This window comes from Plantactinospora sp. WMMB334, assembly GCF_049179095.1.
Classification (GTDB): Bacteria; Actinomycetota; Actinomycetes; order Mycobacteriales; family Micromonosporaceae; genus Plantactinospora.
Map to the genome: position 1 here is coordinate 7,386,574 of NZ_JBMHME010000002.1, position 14,208 is coordinate 7,400,781.

Annotated in this window: 9 protein-coding genes; 6 read left to right on the forward strand and 3 right to left on the reverse strand. The window is 68.4% G+C overall.

The genetic code is table 11. The annotated features are described in order from the left end of the window. Nucleotides 1–9: 9 nt before the first annotated feature. Nucleotides 10–1,422: a PLP-dependent aminotransferase family protein gene (locus ACN27G_RS32115; protein WP_421496410.1), complete on the forward strand. Its 1,413-nt coding sequence runs from the start codon at nucleotides 10–12 to the stop codon at nucleotides 1,420–1,422. On the opposite strand, the gene ACN27G_RS32120 is transcribed toward ACN27G_RS32115, so the two are convergent. Next, nucleotides 1,419–4,235 carry a DUF5695 domain-containing protein gene (locus ACN27G_RS32120; RefSeq protein WP_421496411.1) on the reverse strand — a complete coding sequence of 939 codons (2,817 nt, stop codon included), beginning with the start codon at nucleotides 4,233–4,235 and terminating at the stop codon, nucleotides 1,419–1,421. The two genes, ACN27G_RS32115 and ACN27G_RS32120, sit on opposite strands and share 4 nt — an antisense overlap. 977 nt (nucleotides 4,236–5,212) lie before the next feature. On the opposite strand from ACN27G_RS32120, the gene ACN27G_RS32125 reads away from it, so the two are divergent. From ACN27G_RS32125 to ACN27G_RS32145, 5 genes are all read left to right on the forward strand, one after another. Continuing rightward, nucleotides 5,213–5,440 carry a hypothetical protein gene (locus ACN27G_RS32125; protein WP_421496412.1) on the forward strand — a complete coding sequence of 76 codons (228 nt, stop codon included), beginning with the start codon at nucleotides 5,213–5,215 and terminating at the stop codon, nucleotides 5,438–5,440. A gap of 58 nt (nucleotides 5,441–5,498) precedes the next feature. Then, nucleotides 5,499–6,794 (forward strand): ABC transporter substrate-binding protein, encoded by a 1,296-nt coding sequence (locus ACN27G_RS32130; protein WP_421496413.1) that lies wholly within the window; start codon nucleotides 5,499–5,501, stop codon nucleotides 6,792–6,794. A gap of 92 nt (nucleotides 6,795–6,886) precedes the next feature. Next, nucleotides 6,887–7,804: a carbohydrate ABC transporter permease gene (locus tag ACN27G_RS32135; RefSeq protein WP_421496414.1), complete on the forward strand. Its 918-nt coding sequence runs from the start codon at nucleotides 6,887–6,889 to the stop codon at nucleotides 7,802–7,804. 4 nt (nucleotides 7,805–7,808) lie between these two features. Beyond that, nucleotides 7,809–8,726: a carbohydrate ABC transporter permease gene (locus ACN27G_RS32140; protein ID WP_421496415.1), complete on the forward strand. Its 918-nt coding sequence runs from the start codon at nucleotides 7,809–7,811 to the stop codon at nucleotides 8,724–8,726. A gap of 2 nt (nucleotides 8,727–8,728) precedes the next feature. Beyond that, on the forward strand, nucleotides 8,729–10,660 hold the full coding sequence (locus ACN27G_RS32145) for a glycoside hydrolase family 127 protein (RefSeq protein ID WP_421496416.1): 1,932 nt from the start codon (nucleotides 8,729–8,731) through the stop codon (nucleotides 10,658–10,660). 74 nt (nucleotides 10,661–10,734) lie between these two features. On the opposite strand, the gene ACN27G_RS32150 is transcribed toward ACN27G_RS32145, so the two are convergent. Together ACN27G_RS32150 and ACN27G_RS32155 are read right to left on the reverse strand one after the other, a co-directional pair. After that, on the reverse strand, nucleotides 10,735–12,825 hold the full coding sequence (locus tag ACN27G_RS32150; RefSeq protein ID WP_421496417.1) for a cellulase family glycosylhydrolase: 2,091 nt from the start codon (nucleotides 12,823–12,825) through the stop codon (nucleotides 10,735–10,737). An 80-nt stretch (nucleotides 12,826–12,905) separates the two neighbouring features. Further along, nucleotides 12,906–13,961 carry a lytic polysaccharide monooxygenase auxiliary activity family 9 protein gene (locus tag ACN27G_RS32155; RefSeq protein WP_421496418.1) on the reverse strand — a complete coding sequence of 352 codons (1,056 nt, stop codon included), beginning with the start codon at nucleotides 13,959–13,961 and terminating at the stop codon, nucleotides 12,906–12,908. Nucleotides 13,962–14,208: the final 247 nt, after the last annotated feature.

Sequence of the window (14,208 nt, forward strand, 5' to 3'; positions counted from 1 at the left end):
GGGACCGCCATGCCCGAGGTACCGCCCACCGTGGACCTGCGCCTCGACGAGCTGCACGGCGCGCTGGTCGACCCCGCGCTGACCTCGATGAACTTCCTCAACGAGGTGGCCGGCCGATACCCGGACGCGATCTCGCTGGCCGCCGGCCGGCCGTACGAGGAGTTCTTCGAGGTGGAGGCCGTGCACCGCTATCTCGACCGGTTCTGCCGGCACCTCGCCGAGGACCTCGGTCACCCGCCGGACCAGGTGCGCCGGACCCTGCTGCAGTACGGCCGGACCAAGGGGATCGTGCACCACCTGGTGGCCGAGCACCTCGCCGTCGAGGAGAAGATCACGGTCGACCCCGAGGCGATCGTGGTGACGGTCGGCTGCCAGGAGGCGATGTACCTCGTCCTGCGGGCGCTGCGCGCGGACCCGCGCGACGTGCTGTTCGCCGTCGCACCGACGTACGTCGGGCTGACCGGGGCCGCCCGCCTGGTGGACCTTCCGGTGCTGCCGGTGGCGAGCGGCCCGGCCGGCATCGACCTCGACGACCTGGTGACGCAGATCCGCCGGGCGCGCGCGGCCGGTCGCCGGCCCCGGGCCTGCTACGTGATGCCGGACTTCGCCAACCCGTCCGGCGCCAGTCTCGACGTGCCCACCCGGCGGGAGCTGCTCGCGGTGGCCGCCGCCGAGGAGATCCTGCTGCTGGAGGACAACCCGTACGGGCTGTTCCAGCTCGCGCCGGGGGACCGGCCGCCGACGCTCAAGGCGCTCGACGGGGACCGCCGGGTGGTGTATCTCGGCACGTTCGCCAAGACCGCGCTGCCCGGTGCCCGGGTCGGCTACGTCGTCGCCGACCAGCGGGTGGGCGCGCCGGACGGCACGGTGGGCTGGTTCGCCGACGAGCTGGCGAAGATCAAGAGCATGGTCACCGTGAACACCTCGCCGATCGCCCAGGCCGTGGTCGGCGGTCGACTGCTGGAGTACGGCGGCAGCCTGGTCCGGGCCAACGAACGGGAGATCGCGGCGTACCGGCGCAACCTGCGGCAGGCGCTGGACGGGCTGGCGGCCCGGTTCCCACCCGACGACCCGGTCGGCCGGTGGATCTCGTGGACGGCGCCGGCCGGCGGGTTCTTCGTGGTGGTCACCCTGCCGGTGCCGGCCGACGACGCGCTGCTTGAGCGCTCGGCGCGACGGCACGGCGTGTTGTGGACGCCGATGCACCACTTCTACGACGGCGGCGTGCCGGTGCGGGCACTGCGACTGTCGGTGAGCGCGGTGACCCCGGCCCAACTGGAACAGGGCCTGGACCGGCTCGCCGCGCTGCTCCGCACCGAGCTCTGGCGGAGCCGGGCCGACCGCGCGGTCGGCCCGGCCGCCGAAGAGACTCCCGAATCACTCCCCCGACTCGACAGGCGAGTCTCCGGCGCGGAACGCTAGATCTTCACGACGCTCAACACCTGTCCTGAACCGGTGAGGGTGGCCACGTCGAAGGTGACCACACCGCCGTTGCTGGTGATCTGCCTGGTTGCGGCGCCGGGTACCGACACCTGGTAGGTGCCGGCCGGCAGGTTGCGCAGTGTGATCCGCGGGGAGTACGCACTGGCGGTCACGTTCTGCAGCGTGATCCGGATGTCGGTGAGCGAGTCTGCGACCACCGCCCGGGTGTACCGCGCCTTCTGGATCTCCACGGCGAACTTGTTCCTGTTGTACATGGCGAAGCGGGTACGGATCCCATCCTTCGGCGTGATGGTGTAGGAGCCGTTGGCCAACGTGACGTCGCCGCCGTAGCCATACAGGCCGACGACGGCGTCGTCGACGACATTGACCGATGCCGCCCGAAGGCCGCCCCAGAAGCCGAGGTCCGCCTCGCCCGACCAGGCCCACCAGCCGTTGAGGTGGGGAATGTGGCTGTATTCGGTGGTGCCCTTCTCGCTCTGGTACTGCCAGGAGGCGGCACCGATGTCGGCTGAGTTCGAGCTGATCTGGCCGGAGTTGATGTTTGCCCAGCCGGCGACGTACGCTCCGCTCGTCACCCGCATCACCTGGCTGAACTCCGCGCCGCTGGTGCCACCGTAGGTGAGCATGTAGTCCTGCTGCTGCCAGGCACCCAGCTGGGTTTCGTAGCCCAGGTTCCACCACGACTCACCCATGTGCCGGTTGTCCGAGCCGTAGAAGTACCACAACGGCTGTAGTCCGCGGCTGGCCATCGACGCCGACATCGCCTTGTTGGCCATTGCGGTGTTGCCGTACATCTTCGCCAGCGTGTACGTGGTCTCGAAACCGGTCGTATCGATGCTCATCTCCGACGCGAACGGGTACGCCTGCGCGAACATCCGGTCGCGTTTGGCCCTGATCAGACCCTCCAGCCGGGTCGCATCGCCGGTCCGACCCTCACTCCGTAGCGCGGCCAGGATGTCCGGGTACGTCGACTCGCCCATCAGGCCGAGGGTGTTCGCGGCGTCGCCGAGCGGGTTGTTCGGTGGAATCCTGGTGAACATCGCATCGAGGGTCCGGAAGCTCATGTCGATGTACTGTGCTGCGGTGAAGGCGGTCTGCATGGTCGGGTAGGACTTGGCGATCCGGTACATATTGTAGTAGGTGTTGGCGATGTGCACGTAGTTGTAGACGCGCCACACGCCCTGATCCCTGGGTGTGCCGTCCTGGCCGTCGTACCAGCGATAGACCTCGTAGGTTCGTTGACCGTTCGCGGTCCTGGACTGCAGGTAGCGGTGGAGAAAATTGGTGATGTAGTAGTCGACCGACGAAATCTGGCTCTGTATCGGTGCGGTGGTGTTCTTCTCCGAGATGAACGCCGCAGGTGCCAGGCCCAGGTCGTCCGAACCCCCGGCCATCCACTCCTTCCATCCGCCACCCGGGTAGTCGTCCCAGGTAATCAGCTTGTGGGTGCTCATGCTCCATTGCAGGAACGCTCCGTTGTAACCCCGGGTGGTTCTCGCCTGCTGTTTCGTGGTGATGAAGTTGCTGCGTGACGCGATCAGCGTCTCGATGGGCTGAATCGCGTAGTATTGGACAACCGACTGTCGGCCGGCTCCGTAGTTGACGGTTACGTTGTTGGTGCCCAGGGTCGGCATGCTGATTTCATAGATGGAATACCCGTTCGACGTACCCCGCGAGGTCACGGTGATGTTCCTGCCGGCCTGTCCCACGACGCCGGTGATGCCGGCCCTGGCCCGCACGGCCAGTGTCGCCCTGGTGTCGGTGGGAACGACCATACCGGGCAGCGAGATGGCGTCGACCACTCCGGCGTTGTACAGCACGTTCTGCAGCTCCGCGTAGCTGGAGGCCCACTGGAAGGTGAAGCCGTAGGTCTTCTCCGCGCCGGCGGCGAGGGTCAGCGACGTGGCCGGCAGGTATGCGGCCGACTTCGTCGCACGGGCCACGGAAACGTCCTTGGAATGGATGTAGTACTCCACCAGACCCTCCCAGGCCGGGTCGGACTCGCCGAACGGGCCCTCGCCGGTGCGGGCCTTGTCCTTGAACTCCAGTGACGTCCCGTCCTGCGGGGTCATCACCAGATACGGGCCGATGCCGTTCGGGCGCTGCCAGTAGATATATGAGCCGTCGTCGGCGACGAATGAGTGCCGGCCGACGTTCTGCTCGTAGATCGCGGTCTGGTTGTTGCTCCTCCAGTACCCGTCCATCAGGAGTGGAAGACCGATGTCCCGGAACTCGATCGGGCCGGCAGATGTGTTCCTGAGCTTCATCGTCCAATTCAGCTGGTTGTTCGAGGCGCCGCCCAGCGAGTAAGCCTCGGTGAGGCTGAAACCGTTGATGCCGTTGGCATGCGCTGCGGCGCCGGAGTAGGCCACCGTGATGCTGTTGGCGCCGCTCGTGACTGTCCTGGTGTCGTCGGACAACGCGGTGTTCATCGAGGTCGATGTCGTGGCGGCGCCCCTTCTGACGCTGAACACCATATCTCCCAGCCACCGGGAGTCGTTGACGTTGAACGCTGGGCGTGACGTCGGATTGATGACGTAGTTCGTCCGGTACGGATCAGACGGGTTGGACAGCTGGTAGACGCCGCCCGTGCTGCTCTCCACCTGAACGTTGAAGGAACTCGACGCCAGGTTCAAGGTGGCTGCGGCCGCTGGCGCCGTCGGGGTCGCCAGCGTAAGAGATGCCGTGACCGCGACGGCCAGCGGGAGGACCAGAACTCCCCGCCCGGCCAATGTGACCGAGGTGATGCGCGTCCTGGGATGTGCGCTTTCTTTTCGACGCGTGAACAGCACGTCGTCGCCTCCTTCAGCGGTGGGGGTGGCGGCGGACGAAGACCATCGAGCATGTGCCCGGATCCTCGTCGTCGCCGTCGGCGCTGGACAGGGCGCAACACGACCATCTTTCACGCGTCGGACCCTGGAAGAGCCTTGGATCACGCCAGTGGATTTCGGCGGATGACAGGTCGGCGCGCCGGCGCGCTCCGACCGCTCAGTGACCGGTGGACGGACTTTCCATCAGGCGGTTGTCAGACCTACACGACGTCCGAACGACCGCGCCGAGGGTGGATGATGCGCGGTGCCTCGTCCGGCGCCCGGCCGGTAGGCCGTCGACCGCGGTCCGGGCCTGAACCCGTGGCGCACATCCGGGTCCACGCCCGGCAGGCACCGCGCGCGCCGTCGGGTGTGGAACCCGTCGCGGCGCCACCGCGCCGTCGACACGGCTCTGTCACCGGACGCCGCAGGTGGCACTCATCGATGCCATGTCGCCGCCTCGTGTGTGGGGCGGGGACAGGCGCTGGTGGAGCGGCTACTGCTCGATGTGTCAATAGGCGCTCATCTCCCCGGCCAGAAAACCTTTTCGGGAATAGTGCCACGACGTTACGAGGCTGTCAACAGTGAGTTTCGATGTCCGCGCAGCTGCCTCAAGGAGGCAGAGGCTGTCTCGGTCGAAAAGTTTTCGGCAACCGCGCGAGGTGCGCCCGGCGGACCCGATGTGCCCGAGTTGCCTGTGGCGTGCTGGATCTCCGGGCGCCGGACGTGTGGGACCACCTCGTGATCGGCACGCGTTCTACCGCTGCGACCGCGGCGGACCGCACGGCCGAAATCTTTTCAGGGCTTCGGGATCCTCTTCGGCATGTCGTCAGCGCCGAACCATGCTGGCCAGTGGTCGCCTCCGAGGCAGAGGAAATCAAGTATTGACAGAGCCGAAACAGGGGACCACAATCCCCGAAAAGGTTTTCGGGGACGACTCAGCTGCGGATGGGACCGTCGTGGGATTTCGATGGAGCCGGCGGATCGACCTCGTCGGGCCGCACGAGCCGCCGCCACGGCTGCCGGTCGCCGGCGTGGTCCGGAAGCCCCGACCCGACCTCGCCGCGCCGGCCGGGTGCTGCCCGCTGGCCGCCGGGCCGCGCCACACCGTTGCGGCACCGCGGTCGGCTGCGGGGCGCTCCGACTTCGCCTCGTCGGCGCGGATCGGGTTCGCGCAGCGGTGGTAAATCCCGCCTCCGCAGGAGAAGACACCCCAAGATCAACTCAAGACCGAGGAAGGCAACGATGAAGACCATGATGGGAAGGCGGACCGTCCTGCGGTCGTTGGCCGGTGCTCTCGCGGCGACGCTCGTGCTGGCCGCGGCGGGCTGCGGCGATGACGAGGGCGGTACGGATGCCGCCCAGGCCGGGCCCAACGGCGTCGACGACGGCAGCGAGCTCACCATGTGGACCCGTGCGCCGCTGGAGAAGCAGGCGAAGCTTCTCGTCGAGGCATACAACGCCGGTCACCAGAACAAGGTCAAGCTGACCGTGGTGCCCAACGACGACTACGTGGCGAAGGTGGGTGCGGCGGCCGGTTCGGGCGGCCTGCCGGACCTGTTCGCCGCGGACATCGTCTACGTGCCGAACTGGGTGAGCCAGGGCCTGTTCCAGGACATCAGCTCCAACATCAACAATCTGGCGTTCAAGGACCAGATCAACAAGGGACACCTGTCTGCCGGCACGCTCGACGGCAGGCCGCACGTACTGCCCTTCGTCCTGGACCTCTCGATGCTGTTCTGGAACAAGCAACTCTTCAGGGACGCCGGGCTGGACCCGGAGAAGGCTCCCGCGAGCCTCGCGGAGTACGCCGACGCGGCCAAGAGGATCCAGGCGCTGGGGCAGCCCGGTGTCTACGGCACGGCGACCGGACTGAACTGCGGCGGCTGCCTCGTCTTCACCTGGTTTCCCTCGATCTGGGCCAGCGGTGGCGAGGTGCTCAGCGAGGATGGCACGTCGTCCGAACTCGCCGGCGACATCGCCAACCAGGTCTACAGCACCTGGGCGGACCTGTGGAGGTCCGGCGCGGTGCTGCCGTCCTCGGCGGCCGAAACCGGCCCGACCTGGACCGCGGGCTTCACCGAGGGCAAGGTCGGCCTGATGCTCTACCCGGCCACCCTGCTCTCCTCCACCCCGTTCGACGCCGGTGTGGCCGGCATTCCCGGCCCCTCCGGCGGCGCCTCCACGTTCGTCGGTGGCGACGGTATCGGCGTCTCGAAGGACTCGAAGAAGGCGGCTCAGGCATGGAGCTTTCTGAGCTGGATGATGTCCGAGGACGCCCAGGTCGAGGTGCTGGCGAAGAACAAGGACGTGGTCGCGCGTGCCGATCTCGCCACCAACAGGTACGCCGCCACCGATCCGCGCCTGGTCACCATCAACGAGGTGGCCGGCAAGGGCGACACCCCGGTCGCGTTGAACTTCCAGCAGGCATTCAACGCGCCGAACAGCCCGTGGCTGACGCTGGTGCGCAACCAGGTGCTCAACGGCAACGGCGACCTGCAGAAGGACAACGGCGAGATCACCGCGGTGCTCCGACAGTAGGTGTAGTGGTGGGCGTGTGCCGGATGCCCGGCGCACGCCGTACCCGAGCGACCCACCCACCCGGCCGACAGCCCGCCGAACGAGAGGTCTCCATGAGCATGAACGCATCGACGCGGACGTCGCACGCGGGGCGGCGGGGCCGCGTGCGACCCCGTGGCCGGCCTGCCCTGCTCGGCTGGCTCTACGCGACACCGACAGCGGTGTTCGTGGTGGCACTTTTCGTGCTGCCGCTGGGGCTCGTGGTGAGGATGTCCGTGTCGAGGTGGCCGCTGCTCACCGGCGATCAGGGTCTCAACGCTCCGGACAACTTCGAAAAGGCGGTCAACCACCGCTTCTTCACCGACTCCGTGGTCTTCACCGTCAAGTACACGGTGCTGGCGACCGTACTGCTGCTGGTCCTGGGGTTGGGGTTGGCCCTGCTGGTGCAGGAGTCGAGCCGCTGGAACAACCTGCTCCGGGCCTCGTTCCTGATCCCCAGCGCGCTGGGGCTGGCGTCGGCCTCGCTGCTGTTCTACGTGTTGTACTCGCCGTTCGCGAGCCCGCTGAAGCCGCTGATGGACAGCTGGGGGTTCACGTTCCTCGGCTCGTCGAACGGAGCCCTGCTCTCCACGACGTTCCTGATCGTGTGGCGATTCGCGGGCTTCTACATGGTGCTCATGCTTGTCGGCCTGCAAGGTATTCCGGCGCAGGTCTATGAGGCCGCCCGCATAGACGGTGCCAGTCGGTGGCAGATCTTCCGGACGGTCACACTGCCTCTGCTGCGCCCCACGCTGGCGCTGACGACGGTGCTGTGCGTGACAGGCTCGCTGCTGGCCTTCGAGCAGTTCTACATCCTCACCAAGGGCGGCCCGGACAACAGCACGATCACCGTGGTCCAGCTCATCTACTCGGTGGCGTTCCAGGGCCAGAACGACCTCGGGGTCGCGGCGGCCATCTCCGTCATCGTGCTGCTTGCCCTGATCCTCATCAACGCGGCGCAACTGCGCGCGTTCCGGTCCGAGGAGAGTTGACGCGATGACCGTCGTATCACCGGAAGCCGGGGCAGCCAGCCGCACGGTGCGGACCGCCGGTCGAGCCCCCGGCGGCCATCGGCACCGGCCGAGGCGGGCCACCGTGGCCGGGATCGCGCTGCGGATGCCGTACTGGGTGTTCACGGGCGCGGTTGGGCTGATCTTCCTGGCCCCGCTCGTCTGGACCGCGGTCGCCTCGGTCTCCCCGCAGGCCGGCACCAACCAGATCGACGGCTGGGGCTTCGGCAACTACGAGACACTCGCCGACTACCAGGCCGGCATCTGGCGGTACCTGTTCAACTCGGCGTTCGTCTCGCTGCTCTGCGTGGTCCTGACGCTGGCGATCTCGCTGCTCGGCGGGTTCGCGTTCGCGCGGTTCCGCTTCCCGGGCCGGAACTTCCTGTTCCTGCTCACGCTCGCGATCCTGATGGTCCCGTACGCGACCCTGCTGATCCCGCTCTATGTGCTGCTCAACACGGTGGGCCTGGCGAACTCGCTGGTCGGCGTCGCGCTCGTGCTCACGATGTTCCAGCTGCCGTTCTCCACCTTCCTGATGCGCATCTCGTTCGAGGCGGTGCCCCGCGAGCTCGACGAGGCGGCGACGGTCGACGGCTGCTCGGCGTGGGGCGTGCTGTGGCGGGTGCTACTGCCAGCGGTGAAGCCGGGCCTGGTCACTGTCGGGCTGTTCTCGTTTCTCGCCGCGTGGAACGACTTCATGGCGCCGCTGATCCTCATCAACGACTCGGAGCGCATGACGCTTCCGCTCGCGGTGTCCAACCTGCGCGGCCAGGTGCAGGGCGTCGTCGACTACGGAGCGACCGAAGCGGGCGTCGTGATCCTCGCCCTGCCGTGCATCGTCCTGTTCCTCCTACTTCAACGACACTACGTGCGCGGCTTCATGTCCGGCGCGCTGAAGGGCTGAGCATGAAAGCCACCGCACCCGCTGCCGCACCTGTCCTCCCGGTCCGTGGCCGGCTTCGGCCGCTCGGGCTCGGCGACGTCCGGATCACGGGCGGGTTCTGGGCCGGGCGGCAATCGGTCAACGCCGACGCGAGCCTCGCGCACATCGAACACTGGCTGGAGCGCGAGGGCTGGATCCGCAACTTCGACCTCGCCGCGGGCGCCGGCGACCTCGCGGCCGAGCGCCGTGGCCGCGAATTCTCCGACTCCGAGGTCTACAAGTACCTCGAAGCGCTCGCGTGGGAGATCGGCCGCAGCGACGACGAGCAACTCGAGTCACGGTTTCGGGCCGTCGTGGCCCGGGTCGCCGCGGCGCAGGAGGTTGACGGCTACCTCAACACCCGGTTCGGCCGGCCGGGGCAGGCACCGCGCTGGTCCGACCTGGAGTGGGGCCACGAGATCTACTGCGTCGGCCATCTGCTGCACGCCGCCGTGGCGCGCGCCCGCACCCGGCCCGGCGCCGACGACGGGCTACTCGAACTCGCCCGCCGCGCCGCCGACAACATCTGCGACACGTTCGGACCGGACGGCATCGAAGGCATCTGCGGGCATCCAGGCATCGAGACCGCGCTTGTGGAACTCGCCCGGGTCACCGAAAACCACCGCTACCTCGCACAGGCAGCACTCTTCGTCGACCGGCGCGGCCACGGCCTGCTCAGCGACGTGGAGTACGGTCGGGAGTACTACCAGGACGACACCCCGGTCCGGCAGGCGACGGTCCTGCGCGGACACGCGGTACGCGCCAACTACCTCGCCGCCGGCGCCGTCGACGTCGCGGTCGAGTTGAAGGACGCCGGCCTGCTGGACGCGGTCCGCGCGCAGTGGACGAACGCGGTCGCGCGGCGCACCTATGTCACCGGCGGGCAGGGTGCACGCCATCAGGACGAGGCGTTCGGCGGCGACTGGGTGCTGCCGCCGGACCGGGCGTACTCCGAGACCTGCGCCGGCGTCGGCTCGGTCATGCTCGCCTGGCGGCTGCTGCTCGCCGACGGTGACCCCCGCTGTGCCGACCTCATAGAGCGGACGCTCTTCAACGTGGTCTCGACCTCTCCGGCCACCGACGGGCGCGGCTTCTTCTACACCAACACGCTGCACCGCCGCGAGCTCGGCACCCAGCCCGACGCCGACCGGCCCAGCCCGCGCGCGGCGGCCTCGCTGCGCGCGCCGTGGTTCGAGGTCTCCTGCTGTCCGACAAACATCGCCCGTACCCTGGCCAGCCTGACCGCGTATCTGGCGACGGCCGACGACGACGGCCTGCAACTGCACCAGTACGCCCCCGGCACGGTCCGGCACCGCCGCGCCGACGGTCGGCAGCTGTGCGTGACGATAGCGACCGACTACCCGCGCGACGGCGAGATCCGGGTACGGATCGACGGCGACGATGACGATGACCAGCCGTGGGCGCTGTCACTGCGGGTGCCCGGCTGGGCGGCGGAGGGGGCGACCCTCACCGTCGACGGAGAGACCCGGCAGGTCACCCCGGGCGTCGTCACCGAGCGGCGGGCGTGGCGGCCGGGCGACGAGGTGGTGCTGTGCCTGCCGATGGCACCCCGGTTCACCTACCCGGACCCGCGCATCGACGGGGTCCGCGGCTGCGTGGCGGTCGAGCGGGGCCCGGTGGTCTTCGCCCTCGAGTCGGTGGACGTCCCGGGCGTCGAGACGGTCGACGAACTCCGCGTCGACACCAGCGAGCCGCCCCGACTCACGGACGGCCGGGTCACCGTGCGCTGTCACCGGGTGCACCCGCAGGACCACACCTGGCCGTACCGGACCGACCCGGCCGAGTGCACGCCCGCGCCGGACGCGGAGTTCGATGCGGTGCCCCTTGTCGCATACCACGCCTGGGCCAACCGTGGTCCGTCCACGATGCGCGTCTGGATACCCCGGCACGCGTGACGCGCGGACGCCACCGAGGCGAGTACGCGCAGGGAGGTGCCGCCACCCGGTGGGCCGCGGCACCTCCTTCCCGGTCACGCGGCGCCGGTCACTGTGCTGCCGGACCTGGTGATGCGGTAGGTGATCTGGGTACCGCTCCAGAAGTGGAAAATGAGGGTGACGGTGCCGTCGTTCACCTCGGCGAAGAACTCGGGCTTGAGGATGACGGTGTTGGCGTTGTAGTCGGGTTGGAAGTGCTGCCAGAACTCCTTGAACGGGGTCCAGCCGGCGGGGCCGGCGGGGGTTCCGTCGGCGTACCTGGCCTCCATGGTGGCGAGCTGGTCGCCGCGGAACTGGGTGGGAATGGCGAACGAGCCGGTGGTGCCGGTGGCAGCGGCCTGGGTAGGGGGGTCGTAGGTGATGATGTGGATCTGCCATGGCACGCCCTGCGAGAACCGGGCCTCGATGGTCGAGTTGACGCCGTGGGCGCGGTTGCCGACCAGCCGGGTGAGGGCGGTCGCGGTGAGGGTGAGGATGTTGCCGGAGACGGTGTAGTCGGCGCCGTCGACCAGGTTGGTGCCGCCCTGCCACAGGCCCCGGAAGGAGGCGCCGTTGAGGTTGAGCGTCAAAGACGTGCTGGTGATCGGTCCGGTACGGGGCACGTACACCTGGTCGGAGGAGGCGGTGCCGGAGCGGGTGGTCCAACTGGTCCTGAACATGTCGTACACGCCCTGGTCGCGCCAGCGCAACTCGTCGCGGTCGAGGAACTGGCCGGCGTCCCACACCATCGTGGTGAGGCGTCTGATCCGGGCGTGGTGGCCGACGGCTTCGAGGAATTTGAGGAACTCGCCGCGTTCGATGACGCCGGGCCGGTTGTGGTCCCAGTTGAGCAGGGCCCACTCGCCGATGATGACCGGGACACCGCGGGCGACGAAGGTGTGGTGGACGCGGTCGAAGGTGTCGACGAGGTCCTGCTCCACCTCGGCGTTGTAGCGGGTGAAGCCGGCGATGTTGACGCTGAACGGCCAGAACCCGTAAAAGTGGACGGTCGCGGCGAGGTTGGGGTCGTGGAGCTGGTCGAGCTCGGCGGCAAGCGCGTCGAGCCGGTCCTGGTCGGCGTTCGTGTGCAGGGTCGGCAGGACCAGTAGCCGGGTGGTGTTGTTGCCGCCCGACGCCCGTACGATGCGGACGAATTCGGCGTTGAGTTCGCGTAGTACCTGGTAGTTCTGGTCGTCACCGGCGGTGCCGGCGAACTGCGGCTCGTTGATGCTCTCGAACACCAGCTTCGGCGGATGGTTCCGGAACGCGGCGGTTATCTGGGTCCACAACGCCCGGTACCTGTCCATCACGTCCGCCTGGTCGGTGGGGTACGTGTTGATCCACTGCCAGGAGTCGTGATGCAGGTTGATCATCACGTAGAGGCCCTCGGCGAGGGACCAGTCGACGATCTGGCGGACGCGGTTGAGCCAGGCATGGTCGATGGTGTAGGTCGGCGCGGCTCCGTGGTGGTTGCTCCAGGTGATCGGGAGTCGGATGCTGTGGTAGCCCTGCGACCGCACGTGCCGCAGCATCGCCTGGGTGGTCAGGGGGTTGCCCCAGGCGGTTTCGTCAGGGATGGCGTCGAGGGTGTTGCCGAGGTTCCAGCCGGGCTGCATCGCGGCCACGGCCGCCATGGGGTTGCCCGCCGGGGGAGGCGTGGCCGGGGCCGACGGCGAGGCGGTGGGGGAGACGCCGGCTGTCGGTGAGGGGTTGCCGCCGACGGTGCCGGTGCACGGGACACCGTTGAGCGTGAACGACGTCGGTGCGGTGTTCCCGCCTGTCGCCGTACCGTTGAAGCCGAACGAGACGGTTGCGTTCGTCGCGATGGCGGCGTTGTAGCTGACGTTCGCCGCGGTGGTCCGGCTGCCTGAGGTGGTGACCGTCGCGTTCCAGGATTGGGTGACCTGTTGCCCGGCCGGAAGGGTCCAGGCGAGGTTCCAGCCGTTGATCGGGTCGCCGAGATTGGTCACGCCGACGTTGGCGGTGAAGCCGCCGGGCCATTGGGCCGAGACCGCGTAGGCCACCCGGCAGCCGGCCGCGGCCTGTGCGTCCACAGCAACGGTCATCCAGGTCGTCAACAGCGCCGCCACGCTGCCGGCGATCACGCCGACGCGTAGGCGGCCGCTTCGTATGCTCTGCAGGCTCATCGGTTTTTCCTTGCTGTAGGGGCGTCGGTGCGGCACGGTGAGCCGCTCCACGATCGGTGGGGCGGCTCACCGCCGTCGGGTTATCTGGTCGTTGCGCAGTCGAGCGTGGGCGCCCGGTTCGTGTTGGCCCATGAGCCGAGCACGCCGAAGCTGGTGCTGGCGCCGGCGCCCAGGCTGCCGTTGTAGTCGACGTTGCGAGCGGTCGCCGTCGACCCGTTCGAGGTGAGCGAGGCGTTCCACGACTGGCCGACCGTCTGCCCGTCCGGGAACTGCATGGTGACCGTCCAACCGCTGATCGCGGCGGAGCCGGCGGTCACCCGCACCTCGGCCTGGAAGCCGCCGCTCCACTGGCTGGTGACGGCGTAGGTGGCCGAGCACCCTGCGTTGCCGCCGGGCGGTGTGGTCGGCGGCCGTGTGGTCGGCGGCGGGGTGGTCGGGTCGGGTGCGCCGCCGGGGAAGCGTACGTCGGAGCACATGTAGTAGTTCTGGTCGGCGTGGCCGGCACGCCAGACGGCGTACACGATGTGCCGGCCGGACCGTCCGGGGGCGTTGACCGGGAAGGAGTAGTCGACGCCGTTGAGCAGCGGGTCGCCCGGTCTGGTGGGCCATCCGGTGTCCGGGAACGGGCCGGTGTCCTTTACCAGTTCCAGGTCGCTCCAGCGCAGGCGTTGGGTGAGCGGATTGAATCCCTGCCTGGTGACGTAGATGCGGATGTACGCGGCACCGTGCCGGGCCTGGTCGTGCATGGTCCAGGTGAAGCTGTTGTTCACGTTCTGGGCACGCCAGGGGCCGGGGTTGTCCAGGGCTGCGTAGGTGGGATCGCCGCCGCCGCACAGTTGTCCGTCGGGTACCCGGGCCTGGTGGTTGTCGTTGACGTTGTCCTGGATGAGGCCGTTCCAGGTCCACATGGCGGCTGGATTCGCCTGGTAGGCCTCCCAGCACATCGGCTCCTGAACTTTCATGGCCTGGTCCAGCCAGTCGACCCAACGGGTGGCGCAGCCGTAGTGCCGCGACGGCGGGTCGATCGCCGATCCGTGCGCCGCGGCGGGTCGCGGGTTGATCATGGTGAGGCTGAGCGTGAGTAGGGCGAGCGCGGCGACGGTCAACGGCCGGCGCAGCTCTGCGGGCGAAGACATGGGGCCTCCGTCGATTGGAGAGGGCGCGACGCTGTCGCGGGGTCCCGCCGGATACCTGCCTGGACGGGCGCAGGATCGATAGTTGGCGGAGGCTGCCCTTCCTCCGCACGCACTGCACGGCTCCCCCGGCGTGACAACTTTCGAGGCCCGGGAATCGAAAGTTTCGGTCCGGACGCTACGCCTTTCGTTGATTACCGTCAATGGCGGCGGCCGGATACCGGCTTCGTTGACGGAATCGCCGGCCTTC